This window comes from Mucilaginibacter terrae (assembly GCF_031951985.1).
Classification (GTDB): domain Bacteria; phylum Bacteroidota; class Bacteroidia; order Sphingobacteriales; family Sphingobacteriaceae; genus Mucilaginibacter; species Mucilaginibacter terrae_A.
The window spans coordinates 1,125,993-1,150,585 of the sequence record NZ_JAVLVU010000001.1 but is presented as its reverse complement, the minus strand read 5'-3'; the positions used below and the strand labels follow the sequence as shown (position 1 = coordinate 1,150,585).

Annotated in this window: 17 protein-coding genes; 6 read left to right on the top strand and 11 right to left on the bottom strand. The window is 42.0% G+C overall.

The features are described 5' to 3' along the window. Positions 1-137: 137 nt before the first annotated feature. The 3 genes from QE417_RS04860 to QE417_RS04850 all read right to left on the bottom strand — a co-directional run bounded on the left by QE417_RS04860 (position 138) and on the right by QE417_RS04850 (position 5,095). Complete coding sequence (locus tag QE417_RS04860) at positions 138-3,017, bottom strand: triple tyrosine motif-containing protein (protein ID WP_311947887.1); 2,880 nt, start codon at positions 3,015-3,017, stop codon at positions 138-140. A 27-nt stretch (positions 3,018-3,044) separates the two neighbouring features. Next, on the bottom strand, positions 3,045-3,956 hold the full coding sequence (locus QE417_RS04855) for a glycerophosphodiester phosphodiesterase family protein (protein WP_311947884.1): 912 nt from the start codon (positions 3,954-3,956) through the stop codon (positions 3,045-3,047). A gap of 110 nt (positions 3,957-4,066) precedes the next feature. Then, positions 4,067-5,095, bottom strand: coding sequence for a LacI family DNA-binding transcriptional regulator (locus QE417_RS04850; RefSeq protein ID WP_311947882.1), 1,029 nt, complete (start codon positions 5,093-5,095; stop codon positions 4,067-4,069). 215 nt (positions 5,096-5,310) lie between these two features. Between QE417_RS04850 and QE417_RS04845 the strand changes: the two genes are divergently transcribed. Continuing rightward, positions 5,311-6,066, top strand: coding sequence for a 7-carboxy-7-deazaguanine synthase QueE (locus tag QE417_RS04845; protein WP_311947880.1), 756 nt, complete (start codon positions 5,311-5,313; stop codon positions 6,064-6,066). Between the two features lie 186 nt (positions 6,067-6,252). Continuing rightward, the gene (locus QE417_RS04840) at positions 6,253-7,443 is read left to right on the top strand and encodes a hypothetical protein (protein ID WP_311947878.1); all 1,191 of its coding nucleotides are present in this window, start codon (positions 6,253-6,255) and stop codon (positions 7,441-7,443) included. Between the two features lie 453 nt (positions 7,444-7,896). Here the strand turns inward: QE417_RS04840 and QE417_RS04835 are convergent, their stop codons facing one another. Genes QE417_RS04835 through QE417_RS04820 form a run of 4 tightly spaced genes read right to left on the bottom strand, consistent with a single transcriptional unit; the run spans position 7,897 to position 14,342 of the window. After that, positions 7,897-11,319 (bottom strand): efflux RND transporter permease subunit, encoded by a 3,423-nt coding sequence (locus tag QE417_RS04835; RefSeq protein ID WP_311947876.1) that lies wholly within the window; start codon positions 11,317-11,319, stop codon positions 7,897-7,899. Positions 11,320-11,352: 33 nt separating this feature from the next. Continuing rightward, positions 11,353-12,453, bottom strand: coding sequence for an efflux RND transporter periplasmic adaptor subunit (locus QE417_RS04830; protein ID WP_311947874.1), 1,101 nt, complete (start codon positions 12,451-12,453; stop codon positions 11,353-11,355). 27 nt (positions 12,454-12,480) lie between these two features. Next, the gene (locus QE417_RS04825) at positions 12,481-13,842 is read right to left on the bottom strand and encodes a TolC family protein (RefSeq protein WP_311947873.1); all 1,362 of its coding nucleotides are present in this window, start codon (positions 13,840-13,842) and stop codon (positions 12,481-12,483) included. Between the two features lie 53 nt (positions 13,843-13,895). After that, the gene (locus tag QE417_RS04820; protein ID WP_311947871.1) at positions 13,896-14,342 is read right to left on the bottom strand and encodes a MarR family winged helix-turn-helix transcriptional regulator; all 447 of its coding nucleotides are present in this window, start codon (positions 14,340-14,342) and stop codon (positions 13,896-13,898) included. Positions 14,343-14,635: 293 nt separating this feature from the next. Between QE417_RS04820 and QE417_RS04815 the strand changes: the two genes are divergently transcribed. The 3 genes from QE417_RS04815 to QE417_RS04805 all read left to right on the top strand — a co-directional run bounded on the left by QE417_RS04815 (position 14,636) and on the right by QE417_RS04805 (position 19,999). Further along, positions 14,636-18,226: a PKD domain-containing protein gene (locus tag QE417_RS04815; RefSeq protein WP_311947869.1), complete on the top strand. Its 3,591-nt coding sequence runs from the start codon at positions 14,636-14,638 to the stop codon at positions 18,224-18,226. Between the two features lie 4 nt (positions 18,227-18,230). After that, positions 18,231-19,244: a PorP/SprF family type IX secretion system membrane protein gene (locus QE417_RS04810; protein ID WP_311947867.1), complete on the top strand. Its 1,014-nt coding sequence runs from the start codon at positions 18,231-18,233 to the stop codon at positions 19,242-19,244. A 98-nt stretch (positions 19,245-19,342) separates the two neighbouring features. Next, on the top strand, positions 19,343-19,999 hold the full coding sequence (locus tag QE417_RS04805; protein ID WP_311947865.1) for a protein-L-isoaspartate(D-aspartate) O-methyltransferase: 657 nt from the start codon (positions 19,343-19,345) through the stop codon (positions 19,997-19,999). A 142-nt stretch (positions 20,000-20,141) separates the two neighbouring features. On the opposite strand, the gene smpB is transcribed toward QE417_RS04805, so the two are convergent. The 3 genes from smpB to QE417_RS04790 are packed head-to-tail and all read right to left on the bottom strand — an operon-like array spanning position 20,142 to position 23,148. Further along, on the bottom strand, positions 20,142-20,591 hold the full coding sequence (smpB, locus tag QE417_RS04800) for an SsrA-binding protein SmpB (protein ID WP_311947863.1): 450 nt from the start codon (positions 20,589-20,591) through the stop codon (positions 20,142-20,144). A gap of 26 nt (positions 20,592-20,617) precedes the next feature. After that, a complete protein-coding gene (locus QE417_RS04795; RefSeq protein ID WP_311947861.1) occupies positions 20,618-22,501 on the bottom strand; it encodes an Nramp family divalent metal transporter in 1,884 nt (627 codons plus the stop codon). Beyond that, positions 22,498-23,148: a metal-dependent transcriptional regulator gene (locus tag QE417_RS04790; RefSeq protein ID WP_311947857.1), complete on the bottom strand. Its 651-nt coding sequence runs from the start codon at positions 23,146-23,148 to the stop codon at positions 22,498-22,500. The genes QE417_RS04795 and QE417_RS04790 overlap by 4 nt, the downstream gene beginning before the upstream one ends. 121 nt (positions 23,149-23,269) lie before the next feature. On the opposite strand from QE417_RS04790, the gene QE417_RS04785 reads away from it, so the two are divergent. Beyond that, entirely contained in the window at positions 23,270-23,740 is a 471-nt protein-coding gene (locus QE417_RS04785; protein ID WP_311947856.1) for an Lrp/AsnC family transcriptional regulator, read from the top strand. Positions 23,741-23,892: 152 nt separating this feature from the next. Here the strand turns inward: QE417_RS04785 and ung are convergent, their stop codons facing one another. After that, a complete protein-coding gene (gene ung, locus QE417_RS04780) occupies positions 23,893-24,567 on the bottom strand; it encodes a uracil-DNA glycosylase (protein ID WP_311947855.1) in 675 nt (224 codons plus the stop codon). Positions 24,568-24,593 lie beyond the last annotated feature (26 nt).

Genomic DNA, 24,593 nt, shown 5'->3' with positions numbered 1-24,593 from the left:
ATTTTAATATTAATGTACAGCGTTTAAAATGCAGTTATTTAGTGCTTTACAACCTGATTGTTTTAATGAAGATCTAAACGATATTTGGGATAAAGCAGCTGTATACAAATTGCCTTATGAGAGGTAATGATGTAGTATTAAAGCTCCATGAGAAACTCTGCAAGGTTCTTATCGTGGGGTAAATTGAGCTTTTTACGTAAGCGGTAACGTCTAATTTCGACCCCGCGAAGTGAAATGTTGAGAAGTGACGAAAGTTCTTTACTACTCATATTCATACGCAGGTACGCACACAGCTTTAAGTCATTTGGTACTAATTCGGGGTGTTGGGCTTTAAGCTTCTTGAAAAAGTTTTCATGCGCCTCATTAAAACTCTTTTCAAACAGGTTCCAATCGCGCTCATCGTTCATTCCCTCGTTAATAACTTTCTGCACCTTATTTATCTGGTCTGATGGGAGCTTCTTACCATTCTCATCTTTTATCTTGAGCAACTCGTCACTCAGTTTTTGGAGCAATTCGTTTTTGTAGGCTAATGAAAGAGCCGAGTTGGATAGCTCACGGTTTTTGGAGTCTAACTCAGCCTGTAGTTTGTCGGTTTGGAGTTTAGCTATTTTGCGTTCTTGTTTCTCTGCCTCATGTTTGCGATGCTCTTCCTGCTCATAACGTAGGCGTTCGGCAATCATTTTATGATCGCGGTATAGTTTACGCTCATAAATTATTTTACCCACATACAGTGAAAATGCTGCAAATATGAAGTACAAAACCCATGCCCAGGTTGTAGCATACCATGGTGGTAATATTTCAAACTCTAACTGAGTGATACCGGTTTGAAGAGCATTATCTAACAGTGCTCGTACTTTGAAGGTGTAGTTGCCCGAATTCAGGTTGGTAAAATCCTTTTGTGTGGCCACACTCCAGTCTGACCATTGTTTTGAGTAACCATCTAAATAATACTGAAACCTTGTACGCCCCTGCCTGTAATAGGGAAGGGTGTAAGATATGCGTACATTATTACGGCTGTTTGCAATTTGCAGTAATTGTGCGGTAGTTCCGGTTTCGCTTATGGTGTAGTATTTGTCGGTTATATCGTCAAACTTTCGTATTAAAACGGCGGGTAGTTTTTGAGTGCTGGGATATTGGCCTTTTTCATTGGTATCATAGATTACAAAGCCATCATCAATACTTATCAGGTATATAGAATTGCTTATTCGGCTAATGTTTTCGTAATACTGCACCATGCGCCCATTAAATACATTAAACGGTGCCGACTGTACAGGCAATTTTCCGGGTTGAGTAAAATCAACCAGTGCAACACGCCCCCGGTTAATGAACCAGTAGCGGCGACCTCCTGCCGCAATAATTTTATTTGATGTGGCAAAAGATTGAAGCTTTTGATTGAGCGAATTATATTTTGAGAAGCGGTTGCTTAAATCATCATAAGTATAAAAGCCAGAATCGGACGAGAAAACCAATTTGTTTTCGAGGTTGAATACGTTGATATTATAATTCTCGGGCAGGCCGTCTTTTTCGTCAAAATATTTTTTGCTGATCACTTTTCTGAAATCGGCACTCAACGTAAGCTTTACCAAACCGCGGTAGGCGTGGCTTACCCATATGTCGCCTTTGTGATCTTGCTCAATATGTTTTGAGGGGTCGTTAAAGCCCTCAATGTGGGTAAGCATTTTCCATTTACCGTTGCTGTCTTTATCATACAGGGCAAGTCCATTGTATGTGCCTTGTATGAGGTAAGGAGCCGAATTCAATTTCTTGATAGTCCAACCACCATTTAACGATGATATTTTTTCAATGCGGTCACCCAATAACCTGAATGTGCCGTTGTTGTGTCCGCAAAGTAATTGACCGTCAATAATGCTCAAATCCCAAACCTGGCCCTGTGAGTTTGGAATTATTTTGAAATCGAAATAGTTATTGCCTTGTGCCGACCAATTACTGTAGAAAAGGCCTTGGTTTGTACCTAAGTAAATTTTTCCGTTAAATATCTGACTTGAGTAAACCGTACCAAACTTTCCGGTTTTGTCAAAGTAAAAGTACAGCGGAGAATTTAACTCAATGCGGTCTATACCATTATCAAGCCCCGCCCACAAGTTTTGGTTGTTATCGGCGTAAACACTTAAAACCGTGTTGTTTTGAAGGCCGCTGGTTTTATTGATCTGCTGAATTATACGGCCTTCTTCATCAATAATTATCAACCCGTTTAAAATGGTACCGTATGCGTAGTATTTATTAAGGATGCGGGTGCCGTTATTAAGCTGATACGTTTTTAAAAAATCGTTAGCGGGGGTTTTGAATTGCGAAAATGCTTTACCATCAAAAGTGTACAACCCGTTGGCCATGGTGCCCAGCAAAAATTGATTACCTTTGTAAGGAAGTATCGACAACACACCATGCACTGCCTCGCTGCCCGGTATAGCAACCAATTTGTTATTAACCAATTCATACAAACCTTTGCCCAGCACTTCGGCAAAAAAGCGCTTACCGCATTGATGCAAGAATAGTAATGATGCGCCGGCTGTTACTGTAGTTATTTTATTATTGTGAAAGATGTAAATGGTGGAAAATGATTGAAAGATAACCCGGTCTTTATCCACATATATTTTCCATATTTCATCTGTTAAACCGGCTTTTGACGGTATAAGTGATGTAAGGGAAGTAAACGCCAGCTTGTTGTTTTTATACGACCAGTAACCAAATTCGCCATATCCACCTGTGTATATATTCCCTTTATTATCTGTGGCTACCGAGCGTACAATTTGGCGATGGGGCAGGCCGTATTTTTGCCAGTAACGGCCATCGTACACCAGTAAACCTTCGGCATTACCATAGTACATTATGCCGTTTTTATCCTGCGCTACTGCCCAGTTTTGGTTGCCCGAATTGTAAACTGATTTGGGATAGTTTTGAATATAAGGCACGCCAATGCTTTTGATCTCGGCAGCGCGCGTATTGACAACGCTTATTAATAAAATAAAAGTAAATAATCGGGCTAAATGTTTGATCATTCTAAGGTGCAACTATCGGCTCTGCAATTAGTTCTGTATATCGGCAAAGTAATTGGGGTAGTCGGTTATAATGCCATCCACTTTTAAAGCCTTTACTTTTTTCATGTCGGCAATTTCGTTAACCGTCCAGGGGCATATGAGCATGTTTTTGTTATGGCAGGCACTAACCATTTCGGGTGTAACCATGCCATAATGGGGGTTGTAAAATTGTGGAATAAAGCCTAAGTCGGCCAGGTTTTTATCTATAGAGGTCTTGTAATCGCCGGTTAAAAAGCCTAAGGCTACTTTAGGATACTTTTTATGCAGTACCTGTAATGGACGCATGTCAAATGATTGGATGATTAGCCTGTCGCCCAATTTTTTTGATTTCACATCGGCCATTAATTTATCAACTACCACCTTGGGTGCCGGTTGCTCAAAACCATCTGTAGCAGCGCTCGATTTTATTTCGAGCAGATAATTTACCTTGGGCAGTTTATGGGTTTTGGTATACAGTTCAACCGAGTCGATCATTTCCGAAAGCAACGGCGCATATAAATTCATTTGCTGTTGCTCAGGAAAAGCCGGGTATTTTTTCAGGCCTATTTTGAACTTGCGTATGTCGGCATAATCCATTTGGTAAAATGTATATTTTTTGCGGTCGTCTGTGGCAATCTCGCTGCCATCGGGCATTTGGGTATACTCAGGATTAAATGATGCATCATGATATACCACCACTTTGCCATCCTTAGTAATATGCACATCAAACTCAATGGTATTGCAACCCAATTCAATAGCCTTGATCATGGCGGGTATGGTGTTTTCGGGCATTAAGCCCCGCGTACCACGATGGCCTATCTTAAAAAAAGCAGGGTACTTAGTATTGGGTAAGCTAAATGAAGACAGCATAGTGCCTGATAATAAAATGGCAGTTCCCAGCAGTATGTTTTTTAAATGCATAGGTAGAAATATATTAAACCGGTTTGCAGTTTAGGTTCTGCGTAGATGTAATGGCAAAGGTAGTGTTTTTTAAGTCGGGCTCAAATCATCACCATAAGTGAGTGTATTACTTAACTTTTAAGGGATGAATCTCTGATAATTAGCTGGGTGTCAAATTGCTGCGAAATGCTTTCGTAGAGCGGGTGTTTACTTTCAATGGCCTTTATCAAAGTTTCGGTAGCCAGCTGCCCCATCATAAAAGCGGGTTGGCGTACCACGGTAAGGGGAGGGGCAAATGATTCGGCCACTTCTGAGTTGGTAAAACCCGTGAGTGCCACATCAGAAGGAATACTGAAGCCCATTTTTTTGAGTATAGGCAAACAAGTGGTGGTGATGCGATCGTTGGTAGCAATGATAGCATCCGGCTTTTCTGGCAAACTCATTAACTCTTGCAGGGCATGTTCAACTTCGCCTACCACCATACCGCCCTGATAGCAGTATTTCACAAATTCGGGCAACAAGGTTAAACCGTGTTTTTGCAAAGCGGCGCGGTACCCCTCAAAACGCTCACGTGTATTCAGAAGATTAGGTGTGCTCGAAATATTGGCAATTTTACTAAAGCCCGCAATGATCAACTGCTCGGTGGCTTCAAACGCTGCTTTAAAATTGTTGACTGTTATACGGTGCGTGTCAATACCCTCGGCAATACGGTCGAAAAATACAATGGGTACACCCTTACTATGCAGGAACTTAAATTCGGAGGTATCGGTAGTTTCTGCAGAGAGGGCAATGAGTAATCCATCAACATGTCTCGATAGCAAGTGCTGAACGTTGGCGGCCTCACGTGCAGCCGATTCATGTGTTTGGGTTATAATTACGTGGTACCCCGAGCTGTAAGCAATGGATTCGATACCATTAATGGCCTGCGAAAAATAATTATTAGCTACCTCGCATACCACTACGCCTATAGATCGGCTGCGTTGTTCTTTCAAACTAAGGGCAATAGGGTTGGGGCGATAGTTTACCTTTTCGGCGTACTCAAGCACCAGTTTCTTAGTTTCGGCACCGATTTCATAACTGCCGTTTAAAGCCCTCGATACCGTTGAGGTTGACAAACCGAGCGCCTTAGCAATATCTTTTATAGTGTACGACTTAAACATATATTAACCCGGTGGTAAAATTAGTTTATTTAATGAATAAGTAAAATAGCTGCCCCACCCAACCCTCCCCGGGAGAGAGGGCTTGTTATAGAATATCTTTATTTATCAAGTCTCCTCATCCGGGGGGAGATTTAGAGGGGGCTACTTTTCACCATCTCATCCTTTTATGTTATTTTTGTAAGTTCAATTACCGGCTTGGTATTGAGATTTTAATTATGATAAAGCTTGCAAAACTGAATAACCGTCCCGAAATTTTTCACTCCATACAAGGAGAGGGAAAGAACTTGGGTAAGCCATCAGTTTTTATCAGGTTATCATTATGCAACCTGTACTGCAAATGGTGCGATACCGATTACACCTGGAACTGGCAGGGAACGCCTTACCCGCATAATAATGATGCAATTCCGGGCTATCAAAAGTTTGAAAAGGATGAAATGATGGCCGTGCTGGGCGATGAGGAAATAGCCGGCATTGTTGATGATTATAATTGCAAAAACTTAGTGATTACTGGTGGTGAGCCCTTAGTTCAGCAAAAGTCTTTAATATCTTTGCTCCGTTTGCTGCGCGATAATGAGCGTGGTTATCATATTGAGTACGAAACCAATGGAACATTTATTCCGCTTCCCGAGGTTGATGCGTTATCTCACCAGTATAATGTGTCCATCAAGTTATCAAACTCGGGTGTGAGCTACGAGGATCGAATCGAACCCGAAGCAATTGCATGGTTTGCGGCATCGCCAAAATCGAATTTTAAATTTGTAGTTGATACGGAGCAGGATATGGAGGAAGTACAAGCCATTATAAATAAGTACAACATAAGCAACGACGTGGTATACCTGATGCCGCAGGGCTCATCGGTTGAAAGCCTGCGCCAAAAGCAAAATTGGATAGTGGAAGTATGTAAGCAATATAACTACAACTATTCCGACCGTATGCACATTCATATATGGGGTGCTAAACGGGGAATTTAATAGCAATAAAGGAATACATGCAGGAGCCGCGACTTGAAAAATCGCGGCTTTTTTGTTGAGTTAATGTTAAGTCTTAAGGTCGGAATAAATAAGTAATGGTGAAAATTTAATGTTACAAAAACGTTAATTAATTGTAACTTTAATATAATCAATTTGTAAACCGTGAAACGGGTCGTAGGGATTTTAATGTTATTATTTGTTTGCGCGTACTTTACTGTATACGCACAAGGAAAACGTGTACCCATCAAACTCAATTTATACAACGACCCTTTTGTAACTGTTGCCGATGGCGGTATTCAGGTTAATATTGATGCAACACTGTCGGCCAAAGCAGTGCAGGCTTTTTATACAAAGGTTAGTGCTGCCAATTATCAACCCGTTACCGATTCATTACTGGCTTATAAAAAGGAACATCAGTTGAACGATTGGTTATACTATCAATTGGTACGCCGTGTAGCTCAGCAAATTAGTCTTAAAGCCGAAAATTATCCACGCTATACCTTATATAAGTGGTTCCTGCTTGCTAAAACCGGGTATGATGCCCGTTTGGCCATTGCCAATAACAAGCTTATTTTTTACGTGTATAATGATGAGGATATACGCGATATACCTTTCTTCATGATTGATAATAAGAAATACATGTGCCTCAACTATCACGATTATCCCAACACCGATTTGCACCAGGAATTGCCATTTCATGTAAATATTGATGTACCCGAGGCTAAACATGCATTTTCATATGAGGTTACCCGCATGCCCGATTTTAAACCCGAAAGTTATATAGATAAGCAACTGGCATTTGTGTATGAGCACAAAAATTACAGTTTCAGGGTTAAGTTGAGTAAAACGGTTGATAGTTTATTTACCAATTATCCGGGTGTGAGCTTTAAAAGCTACTTTAACATACCGCTTACCAAAGAAACATATAGTTCCCTCATCCCACTCCTTAAAAATAATGTAAAGGGCATGGATCAAAAGAAAGGGGTGGATTACCTGATGCGCTTTACCCGCTACGCGTTTTTGTACGAGGATGATGAACTGAATTTTGGCAAAGAAAAACGTTTATCGCCCGAAGAGACCCTGGCCAGTACTTACAGTGATTGCGATGACCGTGCAGGATTATTTTTCTACCTCGTAAAAGAAATTTACAACCTGCCCATGATTGCATTACTATATCCAACCCACGTAACCGTAGCAGTAAGTTTTGGCAAGACCGATAAAAACGCGATCATGTTCGATGGACGTGCCTATTCTGTTTGCGAACCTACCCTGCAACCCGAAGATTTAAAAATAGGGCAGCTGTCTTCCAAGTATAAGAATGTGCCTTATCAGGTTGTTTATCAATATCAGCCAGAAACATATCCGAGAGGGTTGTGATGCGTTAATTATAAAAAAATGTGTCGTTGCGAGGAGCGATAGCGACGTGGCAATCTCTGATGTATCGGTTTGTGAGCTTGTCGCTTATCTACCGCTTCTGAGCCGCGGAGGCTCTTGGTTCTTTTTCTTGATAAAAAGAACCAAAAATCAAGTCACCACCCTATGCTTCGTTTGCCGCACATGCCCTGCGCTGCAAAGCCGGGCAGCACCACGGGCTGTTTATCTTTTGCCCCACTTCGTTCCCACTGTCCCCATGCTTCAGCAAAATCTAAAAGGCCCCTTTCCTGTCACACAGGCCATCAGTGCTACCCGCCTTTCGCCCCGAAGCTGGGAGGTGACGAGTACGATTTATTAAAAGTTTTTTAAAGCCCTCCCTTCCGGGGAGGGTTTGGGTGGGGTACAAAAGCGGCTATCCTTTTCAAGATAGCCGCTTTTCGTTATTGATGAACAATATTAATGCGCTGCATCTAACTCTGCAACTTTCACTTCATGCTCGTCTTTCTTTTTAAACAAGCGGTTTTTGATGTTTACACGTATAAGATACATACATGGCACCAATATGAGGGTAATAATAGTTGCAAAACCTAAACCAAAAATCATTGTCCAGGCCAGCGGGCCCCAAAACGCTACGTTATCGCCACCGAAATGAATATGGGGTTTAGCATGTGTAAACAAGCCCACAAAGTCGATGTTGAAACCTACGGCCAGTGGTATTAAACCTAATATGGCAGCAGTGGCTGTTAACAGTACCGGCGTCATACGGGTATGGCCGGCTTCTACCACGGCATCGTGCACATTTGCACCTTGGCTTATCAGCATGTCAGTAAATTCAACCAGTAATATACCGTTACGCACTACTACACCGGCCAGGGCAATAATACCAATACCAGTCATCACTATTGACATGGTCATGCCAAACACGCTCATACCCAGTAATACCCCAATTATACTGAAGAATATCTCGCTGATGATAATTAAGGTTTTACCAATAGAATTAAACTGCAGCATAAGGATAATGAGGATCAATCCGAACGAGGTAAGCAATGCGCCTCCTAAAAAGGTCATGGCTTCCATCTGGTCTTCCTGACCACCGCCCTGACGGATGATAATGCTATCGGGCTTTTTAAAGTTTTTAATTGCTGTTAAAATACTGGCGTTAACATCATTGGCATTATAAGGTTTAATTACGTTAGACCCCAAAGTTAATACGCGGCGTTGTTGTTTACGCTTAATGTTACTATAGGTGTTGGTATAACGCACATCGCTAAAGGCCGAAACCGGCACCTGTCTTATAGAGCCACCTGTGGCTAAATCGCGGTAGGTGATCTTTAGGTTACGCAGCTCGTCAATATTACTGCGCTGCTCTTCAAGAGCGCGTACCTTTATCTGGTAATCGTCTTCTTTGGTGTTGCGGAAATCGGCTGCTTTCCAACCAAAAATGGCGGTAAGCAAATTTTGGGTTATCTGCCCCGAACTGATACCCTCGCGGTTGGCGCGTTCACGGTCAATGTCAAACACAATCTCGGGCTTATCATTTTGCACATCGGCAACAAGGTTTTCAATACCCGGAATATTTTGCTTAGCCAGGTATGTTTTTAAGCGGTTACCGGTTTTAACCAGGGTGTCCAGGTCATCGCCTACAATTTCAATACTGATGTCTTTTTGTACCGGCGGACCGCTGGCTTCCTGCGCTACGGCAATTTGCACTCCCGGAACAATGCCTTTAACGCCATCGCGTATTTTCGTGAGGATGGCTTTTGTGTCTTTTCCATCACGATCGCCAAACTTAACAAAGGCTACAGTCACTTTACCTTTGTTCTGATAGTCGCCTTGGTCTTCATCCTGCGGATCGGTAACGCTTTTGGTTACATTACTAATAATTGATGATACCAGGTCTTTATTGGGTTCAACAATTTGAGCCACTTTACGCTCTACCTTTTGCGTAACCTCGTTAGTAGTAGCCTGATCTGTACCAATAGGCATGGTGATGTATACGTAGGCAAAGTTAGGATCGCCCGATGGGAAGAAGTTAGGCGTTTTACCTAAGATACTGTTGATCACAAGTGCCAGAATAAATAACCCAAACGTACCCACCAAAATGGTTACCGGACGACGAACCGCACGCTCCAACCACTTGGCATACCATTTTTGGAATTTTGGCCACGCATTCTTCTGAAACCTATCGATAATTTTAAGCAGGAAGAAATGGTTAACAAGGTACAGTACAATAATTACCACCATAAAGTTACCCAGCCCCGGATTGATGAAATACGAAACAACGGTGGCAATGCCAAGGTAAATCATGGCGCGTTTGGTTGCCTTATCAAACTTGGGATTTTCGTGCTCGCCATCATGGTGTGGTTTCATAAAATCAACAGCAAACACCGGGTTCATGATGTAAGCAACCACCAACGATGCCAACAGGGTAATGATCAACGTAATTGGCAAAAAGAACATGAATTTACCAATAATACTGTTCCAGAACGCTAACGGCACAAAAGGAGCAAGGGTAGTCATGGTTCCCGAAAATACCGGCATAAATACTTCACCTGCAGCCGTTTTGGCCGCTTGTTTAATTGGCACTTTACCGTTATCAAAAATACGGTGCGTGTTTTCAATTACCACAATGGCATCATCTACCACAATGCCCAGCGCCAGCAAGAACGAGAACAATACGATCATGTTGAGCGTAAAGCCTATGGCTGGCATCACCAAAAATGCTATAAAGCAGGAGAGGGGAACCGATAGCGCCACAAAGATGGCATTGGTAGTACCCATGAAGAACATGAGGATAACCGTTACCAATATAAAGCCAATGATGATGGTATTGATCAGGTCATCAAGCGTGGTACGTGTTTTATCGCTTTGGTCGCCGGTTACGGTAATGGCCAAACCTTTGGGGAAAACGGTTTTTTGTTTTTCCTTAATCAGCGCAAAAATCTTATCAGATGCCTCAATTAAGTTTTCACCTGCACGTTTACTAACGTTTAGCGTAATTACATTTTTAAATTTAGGATTGTTAGGAGTTTTTAGGCGAGCGTAACTTTCCTGCTCTAAAAACGAGTCTTTAATTTCGGCAATATCTCGCAGGTAAACCGGGCGGCCTTGCGGGTTACGTACCACCATGGCAGCTACTTCATCGGCATTTTTAAAATCCTTTTTAATGTCGATACTACGGCGTACACCATCTGTTTTAATGGTACCAGCCGATGCCAGTATGTTTTCGTTACCGATTGCCTGAATAATATCATTAAAGGTAAGCTGGGCAGCCGTCATTTTATTAATGTCAACGTTTACCTGTATCTCAGGGGTAAGCGCACCAATTTGGTCAACTTTCGAAATCTCTTTAAAGCCCTCGATCTCATCCTTCAAAATGTCGGCATATTCCTTCAGTTTTTTCAGGTCGTAATCACCTGAAACGTTTACATAAAGAATAGGTTGATCCGAAACGTTAATATCCGAAATAATTGGCTCTTTGTAATTATCATCGTTTTGCGGAAGGTCATCTTTAGCCTTGTCAACGGCATCCTGCACATCAATTTTAGCATCTTTAGTTTTAATGCTGGGCTGAAACTCAGCTGTAATAATTGATACGTTTTGTACCGAGTTTGAAGTCACTTTTTTTAAACCTTTAAGCGATTTTAGCTTTTTTTCAATTTGCCTTGTAACCAAATTTTCTACGTTTTGCGGCGATTGGCCTGCAAAAGTTGTAGTTACAAATATTTTAGGTATGGCAATATCCGGAAAGTTCTCCTTTGGCAGGTTATTGTAACTGATAATGCCGAGTATGGTGATCAGAAACATGAGCACATATATAGCCGTCTTATTATCGATGGCCCAGCTCGATGGTCCGAATTCTTTGTTTACATCTTTCATATAATACTATTCAAGAGTGTTTGTGATAGATAATTACTTAGCGGCTTGCGTAACCTTTACTTTATCGCCGTCTTCAACATCGTTAGCACCGTCAATGATAACCTCATCGCCGCTTTTTAAGCCCGATACAATTTCTGTACGGCCGCCATAAGTTGCGCCTGCTTTTATCACTACCTTTTTGGCAATGCCGTTATTGTTTACGTATACAAAGTCGCCATCTTCTGAACGTTGAATTGCTTTAACCGGGATAACCACGGCATCAGCCTTGGTATAATCGGCAATTTTTAAAATAGCGGTCATGTTAGGGCGAAGGCTTTTACGGGTTGGCAGTTTTACCTCAACCGCAAAACTGCGCGATGCCTGGTCAATTGATTTAGCCGCAAAAGTTACTTTGGTATCCAATGAGTCTTTAGCATCTGGGATTACGATTTTTACCATGTTGCCGGTATTTACACTACCTGCGTATGATTCCGGCACATCGGCCTTAACTTTCAAATTATCAGCATTTACAATGCGTATACCGTTTTGACCGGGTTGTATAGCCTGGCCTAACTTTAAGTCCATTTGGTCGATAGTACCATTGATAGGGGATATAATACGCATTTGATTAGCCTGTTGGCGCACCGCAGCTAATGATTTTTCATTGGCCTCTAAAGTGGTTTTAGCTTGCAGGTATTGAACCTCGGTACCAATTTTTTGATCCCATAAAGCTTTTTGACGTTGATAAAGGGTGCGGTTAAGGGCAAGTTGTGCCTCGGCCGATGCAATATTTTGCTTTAAAACGGTGTTATCTAATTGTACCAATACCTGTCCGCGACTAACACGCTGGCCGGGTTTAGCATAAATAGCTGTAATGGTACCCGGTGATTGGGTAAAAGCTACTACGTTGTCCTGGGCATCAATACGGCCTTGTATTTGTACATAATTTACAAATTCGCCGGTGGTAACCGCAAAGGTGCCAACTTCAACCGCAGCGGTCGAATCGGTAGTGCCAACCTCGCTTTGCAGTTTGGTTATTTTGGAATTAAGCTCAGCTTGCTGTTTTTTTAGTTCTTCAAGCTCGGCTTTCTTATCTTTTGGCTTATTGCTGCAGGCAGCTAAAAGTATCAGGGGAATATATATCAGTTTTTTCATGAGAGTTTTATGTAGGGTTTAGTTTTGTTATTGTATACGTCCGTATGCTTTGTCTAAATCAACTTTACTTACCAGGGCATCATAAAGGCCTTGTATGTATTTGTTATCGGCATCTTCCAAAGCTGTTTGAGCCTGTGTTACCTCAATGCTCGAACCAACGCCCTGCTGGTATTTGATCTTGGTTACACGTAGTACTTCGCGGGCTAACTCCTGATTTTTGCGCTGGCTGCTAAGGGTTTGCAGGCCATTGAAGTAAAATACCCGGGCTTGATTTGCCTCAAGGCTTAAAGCATCCTTTAAACGATAAATATCGTTTTGCGATTTTTGTACAGTAATTTCGGCCTGGCGTAATTGGTTAGTACGTTGGCCCCCACTATAAATGGGCACATTTAAACGCAAGCCAACATAACTTGCCGGAAACTGGCTGCTGTACAAATTACCAAAACTGTTATTTTGATAGGAGGATGTATAGTTTCCAAATGCGCTTAACGATGGCATAAACAATGATTTTACACGTTTTACATCGTATTCATAAAGCTTTTTCTGTGTTTCAGAAAGGCCGTACTCAACGCGTCTTTTATAAAATGTGGTATCCGTATTTTCGGCAACCGAACTTTCGTCAAGCTTAACATCAATAATCTTGTCTTTTAAAGTAAGGTTTTCATCAATCGGCATTCCCATCTGGAATTTAAGTAATTGATAGTTTAAAGCCAGTAACCTTAACACATTTTCGCGGTTGGTTTGCAGGGCATTATACTGGTAATTGAGGCGGTCTACATCAATCTTTTCTGCAAATCCTTGCTTATTTAGCGCTGTGGTTTGGTCAAGCTGTTGTTTAAGCTGTGCAAGGTTGGCATCTAATAATTTAATCTGCTCATCGCTCACCAGTACCTGGTAATAAGCCTTGGTTACATTTACATTAACATCAATGCGGGCACGGGTAAAGCTGCGTTGCGATAGCTCTTTGTAAGTTTTAGAGGCTTTAACACCAACAAAGAAGGTGCCGTTGAATAATAGCTGCGTGGCATCTAATGCTAAGTTTGATTGATATTTTACACCAAACTTAACCGGAATAAACGAGCCCGGTTGATTAATAAATTCACCAGGAATTAGCGTTGTAGGAATTTTTAAATAGTCCTGAAAATTAGCGCTGCCATTTAATTGTGGCAAGCCCGATGCAATAACTTCTTTTATGCGGTATTCGGCGCTTTTAACGTCCAGTCCGGCATTTGTAACCGAGGCTTGGTGCTCATAAGCATAGTTAACAGCCTCTTGCAAACTGAAGCTGTAAGTTTGACCGGCAGGCGGAGCTGTTGTTTGCCCCTGTGCCATCAGCAGGGAGGGTAGCCCGCTTAAGAGTAGGAGAGCTGTTAGTATTCGTATGTTCATATATATGTGTGTTGGTTGATGATTTTTGTTATGTTGATATGTCAACTTTTTATTTACTCCATGGTATTAATATGTTCTGCACATTTCTCTAATAGTTCAGTTAATATTAATTTTTCGGCTACTGATAAGTTGGAGAACATTTTGGAATCCATATCACCAACCTCTGAAGCTATTTTTTCGGCCAGCCATGCACCTTGAGGAGCCAGTTTAACCAGTTTCTTACGTTTATCAATGGTATCGTGCTCAACCTTTAAGTAACCGGCTGTTTGTAAAGAGCCTACCGTCCGTAAAACCGATGACTTATCTCTTAAAAGCTCATGGGCAATATCCTGTTGTGATTGTGGCCCAAGGTGATGCACTACCATTAAAACCGGTATTTGTTCAACCTGTATATGTACCCCGTCTTTAGAGAACAGTTTGTTGGCTTTGTTACATATTATTTTATGAATATGAAAAATTCTGAATAAAAGAAGATCAGTATTGATGTCGCACTTTTTCACAAGGCAAATGTAGATTTAATAGTTGATGTGTCAACTATTATTTGGTGCAACATTTAAATTTTATTAATTGAAATGTCTCTGTTTTACATTTCGGTTACTTTTTATAAGTTGGAAAATCGTAGCCATAAACACAGTTTATCTACACATTAAGGTTATTGATCCTAACATAAATTTTTGCGAGTTAATAATTTATGTATTTTTAAACTTGATTTTAGCATGCTATTATCCATGGTAAAGTTATTCCAATTAATACTATTGATGGCGTGAAGAGGCTTATTTGTTCATGGTTTTTCATGGCTGCTTTATTTTGCAGCTGTTTGTGTGTTAATGCACAAAGCAACAAAGGCGTAGAATTTTGGACGGCCTGGATGGATCACGTTGACGGAGCCACGGGTAATTCGCCCAGCCGAATGAATTTGTACCTGGTGTCTACTGTAAATACATCTGGTACGGTGAGCATTACCGATGGTTCATTTGCAGCAATACCCTTTACCCTTATAGCCAACGAACCTCAAACCATAGCCATACCTGCTGAGGCCTACCTCGGTGAAAGCACCAATGATGCAGCTATAAAAAAAGGTATTCATATTGTATCTAATCAACCCATAGCGGCCTATGCGCATATTTACAGGGGTAGCGTTTCGGGGGCTACATTGTTGTTGCCGGTCAACACCATGGGTAAAGAGTATTATTCTATTAACTATACCCAGCTTTCTAATTCAAATATACAGAGCCCGGGAAATCCAAATCCTAAACCATCTTATTCTGTATTTAACGTAATAGCTACCGAAGATGCCACGACAGTGGAAATTACCCCTAAGGCAGCACTTATTAGCGGACAAGCGGCAGGTGCTCCGTATCAAATTGTGCTTAATAAAGGTGAAGTTTACCAGGGGCTTTCAAGTCGCGATTTAACTGGAACCACCATTCGTTCCATATCATCAGGTGCCTCATTATGTAAAAAAATAGTAGTGTTTTCGGGCAGTAGTAAAATAGGTATTGGTTGTAACGGCAATCTTAGCACAGGAGATATTAACGCCACATCTGATAATCTTTTTCAACAGGTTTATCCAACCGAAACCTGGGGCAAAAATTATTATGCAGTACCATTGAAAGGTCGTAATTATGATATTTTCAGGATTATTTACAGCGATGTAACGGCACAGGTTACTATTGATGGAACTGTACTATCGGCACCAACTAACGGTTATTATGAGTTTACCACGCAAACACCCGTAGTTGTAAAATCTGATAAGCCTATACAATTGGTGCAGTACACCAGTTCGCAAAATGCAACATTGTCTTGCACATCCAGCCTTAATGATGTGGGCGACCCCGAAATGATTTTTTTGCCGCCAATTGAGCAGGGGTTGAAACAGGTAACGCTATATTCTCCCAATGTTCAGAATATTTCTCCCGAAAAGATTTTTATAAACGTAATTATACCCGCAAGCGCAGCTTCTTCATTCCGTGTTGACGGGCAAGCATATTCGGGTTTTGCTATTATGCCCGGCGATGCTTCATATATGTATGCACAAATATATGTAGGGGTTGGTAAGCATAACCTGTCGGCATCTGGCCCATTTAATGCTGTTGCCTATGGTTTTGGTCAAAATGAATCATATGGCTATGCAGCGGGTACCAATTTGCAAAACCTTAATGAGTTTATTGATCTGGGAGTTCCGGGGAATACTACAGCCTCTTTAACAAGCGGGTGTGCTAATAATAATTATAGCGTTCAATTGGCAGTACCTTATAATAACCTGTCATCTATTAAATGGAATTTTACTGATGGTACACTACCGCAAACCGATAATGCGCCACAGTATTCAAGTACCCGCCAAACCGCCGATGGTACAACCTTATATATTTACAGGTACAACGGTATAATTAACAGGCCCGCCGGGTATTATGGTGTTATTGCCAGTATTCCCAACCAGGGTTCAACCAGTGGTTGCGGCCCCACGCGTGATATAGAGTTTTATTTTAGCATAACTGATTATCCCGAAGCTAACTTCACCACATCAACTGATAAATGTTCGGGCGCTAACGTACAGTTCACCGATGCCTCTGATACAAAAGGAAGTACAATTGTTAATTGGTCGTGGGTTTTTAATGACCCATATGCTACCGCATCAAACCCCAACACTTCAACAGTACAAAACCCCACGCACACATTTACCGTTGCCGGCAATTATTTAGTAAGATTTAAGGTGGTTAATGAAAATGGGTGCGAGTCGGTCTGGAAAGAAATTAACGTACACATTAATTCTATTCCTGTTGTTAAATTTAAAGCATCTACCCCTAATTGCGAAACGCAAGTCATTAGTTTTACCGATGAATCGACAACTGTTGATGGTATAGTGAACACCTGGTCCTGGAATTTTGGCGACGCCAATAGTACCACGGCCAATCCGAATACTTTAACCGTACAAAACCCTTCACATATTTACTCGGTACCGGGCACCTATACGGTAACTTTACAGGTAACTACCAGCACAGGATGTACCCATGTTTTAACACGTGATATTATAGTTAATCCTTTACCTAAGGCCAATTTTACCGTGCCCGATGCCTGTGTTGATGATGTGGCTAAGTTTACCAATACAAGTACTATTGCCGATGGCAGTGAAAGCCAGTTTACTTATGAGTGGGATTTTAATGATCCATTGAGTGTGGCAAAAACATTTACTAAAGATGGTGTGCACAAATATTCGGTACCCGGTGTGTACAAAGTTACGCTGAAGGTAATATCGAAAGACGGATGTGTATCAGATATAAAAGAGCAAGATTTTATGCTTAACGGCGCTAATCCAACTGCTGTATTTGACATAGTCAAAGATAAATTTTGCAGTAGCGAAAACCTGGAGATAAAAAACAGTTCGAGCGTTGGAACAGGTAGCATTACCCGCTACCAAATTTATTATGATTACGAGGGGCACCCTAATGATGCCACCATTTACGATGCTACACATAATCCTATTCCAACTAATAATATTTTTGCACATAACTACGGTCTTTCAACTCAGCAGCGTACTTTTAAGGTTAAAATATTTATCTATTCGGGGGCATCGGCAACATGTATGGCCGAGTACCCTGTGCAGGAAATAACCGTTTACCCTAATCCCGAAATTACAGTAACTCCCAGCTATATTTTTTGCCAGGAAGAGGGAGAGCAAACATTGGCTACCGACGAAGGAGCTTTCATTGGAAAAGGCACCCCCAATTTTAGCGGTGCAGGTATCATTGATGCGGTAAAAGGTATATTTGATACACGCAAGGCGGGGCCGGGTACGCATATTATTCATTACACATTTACCTTGGCGGGTACCTCATGCCCTTACGAAACCGATATTATGGTGCTGGTAAATCCAACCCCCATAATTAACGGTAAGAAAGAATATACTATACAGGCCGGCGAAAGTGTAACTATTGAACCGCAGGTATTATCATTAAACGGAACGCAAATTACCTACACATGGACACCTAAATTGGGACTAAATAACCCGGCAGGAAGCAGCCCGGTGGCAAGCCCAAATGTTACAACCGAATACACATTAACAGCAAAATCAATTAACGATTGCGTAACCCAGGCAAAATTCACTGTTAAAGTGGTACAACAGCCTATTGCTTACAATACTTTTACGCCCAATGGCGATGGTGTGAATGATACCTGGGTAATTCCCAATATATTAAACTTTCCAAAAGCAACGGTTGAGGTATTTAAGCGCGATGGCGAGAAGGTTTTCCAATCGGTAGGGTATCCTATGGCGTGGGATGGCCGCTACCGTGGTGTTGATTTGCCTGCGGGCACATATTTCTTTATTATTGATACCAAGAACGGCAAACCTGTACAGTCGGGGCCATTAACTATTATCAGGTAATTACATGAACAAAAAAATACTTTTAAGCCTGATAGCTGTAATGTTTAATATGGTATTAATGGCTCAACAAAAGCCGCAATACACGCAATATATTTTTAACCAGTACTTGCTTAATCCTGCTGTAACAGGCATTGAAAATTATACTGATTTTAAAGCAGGTTACCGCAGCCAATGGACAGGTTTAGAAGGTGCGCCGGTTACCAGCTATTTATCGGTTAACGCACCTATAGGTCAAAATTTTATATATGGTGATGCCACCAGCATGGCGGGCCCGTCACAAAACCCTATGAGCAGGCAGGCCAACCGCGACTATATATCGGCCGAGCCACATCATGGCTTAGGGGGAATGGTTGTAACCGACCGCTCGGGGCCTATTACCCAAACCACCCTAAGCGGAACGTACGCTTACCATTTGGGTATAAGCGGAAAGTTGAATCTATCGGTAGGAGTATCGGCCGGTGTAAACCGCATAGCGCTCGATCTGTCACAGGTTAGGTTGCAAGATCCCAATGATGCTGCCATATATAGCGGTAATACAAGCCAGTGGCGGCCCGATTTGGGTGTAGGGGTATGGGCATACTCCGGCAACTTTTATGCAGGGGCATCGGTGCAGCAATTAATTAAACAAACCATAACTTTTGGCGACAGGTCAAAATATAATCAGGGCAAAACTGTGCCGCATTACTTTTTAACAGGTGGGGTAAAGCTGTATTTGGGCGAAGACGTTACCATGATGCCATCATTGCTGTTTAAATTGGTTGAACCTACGCCCTTGAACTATGATGTAAACTGTAAAATTGCTTTTAGTAACAAATTTTGGGTAGGCGCGGCTTATCGTCATAACGATTCAAAATCGGCCATGATGGGAGTTAATATCAGTTCGGTTATAAACCTCGGTTATTCGTATGATTTTACCAGCTCAAACCTGCGCACCGTAAGCAATGGTACCCACGAGTTTGTTTTGGGTATTTTACTCAATAACCGTTACGATGCCAGCGGACCAGTACGTGTTTGGTAAAATATGAAGCTATTTTACAATAGTTTATCAAAGTCAAGCATAAAAGTTAAAAATACGATACCAGAAAACTGCCCGATTAGCTTAAATTTGTAGTGCAAATGGCTTATAAGTTTATTGACAATTACCGCGAAAAAGGTGCCCGCAAAAGGCTGGTTGAAGTACTCAAAAAAAAAGGTATTGAAGATGAACAGGTATTACAGGCCATTGGCAAAGTTCCCCGTCATTACTTTTTCGACGAAACTTTTTGGGTACAGGCCTACAAAGACATTGCCTTCCCAATAGGCGAGGGGCAAACCATTTCGCAACCGTATACTGTAGCTTACCAGTCTGAACTGCTCCATATCCATAAAGGACAAAAAGTATTAGAAATAGGTACCGGGTGCGGCTATCAAACCTGTATACTCATGGAGCTTGGTGCCGAAGTATACACCATTGAACGCCAGGAAAAACTTTACGAACGTACCATACAGGTTTTACCATACATGGGTTACCGCCCGCATTTCTTTTTAGGCGATGGCTCAAAAGGAATAGAAGCACATGCCCCTTACGATAAAATTATTGTAACCGCCGGCGCGCCCACCGTACCCGATGTTTTGCTACGCCAGCTCAACATCGGCGGCCTACTGGTCATCCCGGTAGGTAACGAACAGGAGCAAAAGATGGTCACCATACTCAAAGTAGGCGAAAACGATTACGAGAAAGTGGTTTTAGACACCTTTAGGTTTGTGCCGCTGGTAGGAGATAAAGCGTGGTGAGGATAGAGCCAAGAACCAAGAATCAAGAGCCAAGACTTTTTTTCAATAAGATACAGCAGAGCTAAGAGCCAGAAGCTAAGATTTTTAATTTAAGATTGATACTTTCTGTCTTGGTTCCTGACTCTGTATTCTTGAATCTATCTCATCGTTTCAATACCCTGCTCAATTCTATCTTGCTGTCGCGCTCTTTCATGGTTTCGCGCTTGTCGAAAGTCTTTTTACCCTGGGCGAGGGCTATTTTAATTTTGGCAAAACCACGCTCGCTAATGAACATGGCAAGTGGGATAATGGTAAGGCCCTTTTCTTCTGACCGGGTTTTAAGCTTTTTAAGTTCCTTTTTGGTGAGCAACAGCACGCGGTCGCGTTTGGCTTCGTGGTTATAGAACGAGCCGTGCGAGTACTCTGAAATATGCAATGCGCGTATGTATAATTGCTCGCTAATGAACGTACAAAAGGCATCGTTCAAATTAGCCTTTCCTTCACGTATGGATTTTATTTCGGTACCTAACAGCTTTACACCGGCCGTGTATTCGTCCAGTATATGATATTCAAAATACGCTTTCTTATTCTTGATGTACAGTTGTTCACTCATGGCAATGTAGCCTGCAAATATGCAAATTATTTCTTGGCCTGTTTAACAATCAGCACAGGTATGTTAACCAGGTGCCTTACTGTATCAACAGTGGTGCCATAAATTAAATCTTTAATGGCTTTGTGCCCGTGTGAGCCCATTACTAAAAAATCTATTTTCTCACTGTTTACAACGCTGGCTATAGCGTTGGCCCGGCTGCCGTAGCCTATGCTTGCTGTTGATTGATAGCCTAATGTTTTCAATTCATCTACATACAACTGCATGTTATCATGGTCGCTTTGGGTTTCATAGTCCATAGCGTTTGTGCCGTGATAGCGTGCCCCGGCGGTTTCAACCACGTGTATAAGCGTATAGGTAGCCTGTTTGCCCCCTTGCATCAGCGCGTGTTTGATAGAGGCATGATCGTTCGACGAAAAATCGATAGCCACACCAATGCGCGAGTAAATTACGCCGTCGATATCCTTTATAGCCGATGCAATACCATGCGGAATAGCCACATCCAGCCCGGTTGATTTGCTGATGAAAGGTTTCACAAAAACGTATACCAGCAATAAGCCCACAGCACAGGCAATTGGCGTTACCAAATAATGTATCCACGCTTCCGATCCCGGGTTTTCTGCGCTCCATTTGCTAATTTCTTCAACCACCAAACGGCCGTTCAACCCAACAATTACTGCCGCAATTAACCAGGCCAAAGCTTTTACATAGGGCTTTATTACAAAATTGCCCATCGCTTTTTTGTCGGATGTAAAATGTATAAGCGGAATAACTGCGAAGCCCAATTGTAAGCTCAATACTACCTGGCTTAATACCAGCAACCGGCCTAAGCCGCTTTCGCCCGCGTACAGCAGTGTTAAAAATGCCGGAACTATAGCCAGCATTCGCGTTAGTAACCGGCGCAGCCACGGCGCAATACGCAGGTTAAGGTGACCCTCCATGATAATTTGCCCGGCAAGGGTGCCTGTAATGGTTGAGCTTTGCCCGGCGGCTATCAGCGCAATGGCAAACAGCTTGGGGGCCATGCTGCCAAATATATTATTAAGGAGTTTGTGCGCATCTTCAATTTCGGCAATTTCGTGATAGCCGTTCCTGAAAAAGGCGCTGGCTGCAAGTACTAAAATAGCTGCATTTACAAAAAAAGCGAGATTAAGGGCAATGGTGGTATCCCACAAATTAAACTTCAAAGCACTCCGGATGCCTGCATCGCTGCGGTCGATTTTACGGGTTTGCACCAACGAGGAATGCAGGTACAGGTTGTGTGGCATTACCGTAGCACCTATAATACCAATAGAAATATACAGTGCCGAATGATTAAGGGTAGATGGAATGAAGCCCTTTGCCAGTTCGGGCAGATCAGGTTCTACAATGATCATTTCAATGAAGAACGATAACCCGACGATGAATATCAGCGACACGATAAAACCCTCTAAACGCCGCATGCCTTTATTAAGCAGGAAGAGCAGCAAAAGCGTATCGAGCATGGTAATAGATACACCCCATATGAGCGGCAAGCCAAATAGCAGTTGCAAACCAATGGCCATACCAATAATTTCGGCCAAATCGCATGCTATGATGGATATTTGCGCCAGTATATACAAGCAAAAGTTAACAAACGGCGGGTAAGTGTTTTTGGAGGCCTGCGCAATATCCAGTCCCCGCACAATACCCAGCCGCGCACTTAATGATTGCAGCAGCAGAGCAATTAAGTTCGACATTACGAGCACCCAAATAAGCTTGTAGCCAAACTGGCTGCCCGCCTGCAGATCGGTTGCCCAGTTGCCCGGGTCCATGTAACCCACGCTAATAAGGTACGCCGGACCAATAAATGCCGCTATTTTGCGCCAGCCGGTTTTGCCTTGGGTATCAACAGAGCCATGTACATTGCTTAATGATTCGCGGTTTGTACTCATACCAGTATTAATAGGTTTTTAGCCACTTCGCGGCTTATGTTAAATTCTTTATTGTTGTTGTTTAGTTTAACCGAAAGGTCGTAATCGGTTATGCCGGTAATTGTAATGGTTTGCCCTATGGTAAGCTGTGCTTTTTCCAGGTATTGTAAAAAAGCAGGGGAGTGGTCGGCCACGCCAGCTATTTTGCCGCTGTGGTTTTGGGCAAGTAATAAAGCCGATTGCAAGCGCTGATCGTTAATGCGGCCATCACAATCAGGAATAGGATCGCCGTGCGGATCAAATTGTGGGTACCCCATAAATTCGTCTAAACGGTTTATGAGTTCGGTAGAAGAAATGTGTTCCAGCTCTTCGGCCATATCATGCACTTCGTCCCATTTAAATTTGAGCTTGTCTACCAAAAAATGCTCCCACAAACGGTGTTTACGCACAATACTTACGGCAATGCGTTCACCATCGGGTGTAAGCGTTACGCCCTGGTAGCGAGCATAATTGATCAGTTTTTTATCGGCCAGTTTTTTAAGCATATCAGTCACCGAAGCTGCTTTGGTGCCCAATGCCGCCGCAATATCATTTGTTGTAGCACTTTGGGCGCGTAGCAATAAATGATAAATTGCCTTTAAATGGTTTTCCTCTGTAAATGAGTGCATTTTTACAAACCTAATAAAAATTTTAGACAAGTCTAAAAAAATAAACTTAAAGAATTAACTTTTGTTTTTAGTTGTCAATAAAAAATTTTATTTTGTGCCTTTGTGAAATTAATTGTGAGATATGGCTGCCGAATTAGATAAGATTGACCTTCAAATACTTAAAATCCTTCAGGAGAACGGAAGGATAACCAACTTGCAGCTATCAAATGAAATAGGCTTGTCGCCTGCGCCAACTTTGGAGCGTGTTCGTAAATTGGAGAATGCCGAATACATAAAAAGTTACCATGCCCTGGTAGACGAAGAAAAGTTAGGCTTAGGTATCAAAACTTTTATACAGGTATCGCTCGATTTTCATAAGAGCAATACTATTGATGTTTTTTTACAGGAAATTCAAAAGATAAAAGAAATAACCGAATGCCACCATGTAACCGGCCAGTGCGATTTTTTGCTAAAGGTTTACGTGCGCGACATTAAACTGTACGAACAACTCATCATGGACAAGATCAGCCGCATCCCGGTTGTAAAAACCTTCCAAACCATGATGATCATGTCGACCAGTAAAAAGGAACCGACGGTTCCTTTGGAATACTAAGAAGAGAATCAAGAGTATAGAGTCAAGAATCAAGACAGATTCTCGTCTGTATTTCTAATTCTGGTACAATGGAATACTAAAAAGAGTTAGGAGTATAGATTCAAGACGAAGTTTCATCTGTATTCCTGATTCTGTACTCTTGATTCTATCCACTACACCTGCCAATCAATCTCTTTCTTGCCTTCGCTTTTCAAAATCTCATTTGTTTTACTGAAATGCTTGCATCCAAAGAAACCGCTATCAGCCGAAAAAGGAGAGGGATGAGCTGCTTTCAGGATATGGTGTTTACTTTGGTCAATGAGTTCGGCTTTTGCCTGGGCAAAGCGGCCCCACAGTAAAAATACGATGCCCTTTTTTTCTTCAGATATTTTGCGGATCACGTTATCGGTGAAAATCTCCCATCCCTTTTTTTGATGAGAACCAGCATTGCCTGCCTGCACAGTGAGCGTGGCGTTGAGGAGCAGCACACCCTGATCGGCCCACTGGGTAAGGTCGCCGTGGTTGGGTATGGTAAAGCCGGGTATATCGGTTTGTAATTCCTTATAAATATTGTTTAATGAGCGCGGCACAGGTATTCCGCGGTGTACGGCAAATGATAAGCCCATGGCCTGGTTAGCGCCATGGTATGGGTCTTGCCCTAATATTACTACTTTGAGGTTATCAAAAGAAGTGTGGTTAAAGGCGTTAAATATGTCGCTACCCTTGGGGTATACTTTTTGGCCTGCTTCTTTCTCTTGTATTAAAAACTCTTTTAGTTGGTGCATGTAGTCTTTTTCAAACTCCTCATGCAGTACTTTAAGCCACGAAGGCTCCAAATCTATAGCCATATAAATATTTGTGCGGTTAATTGCTT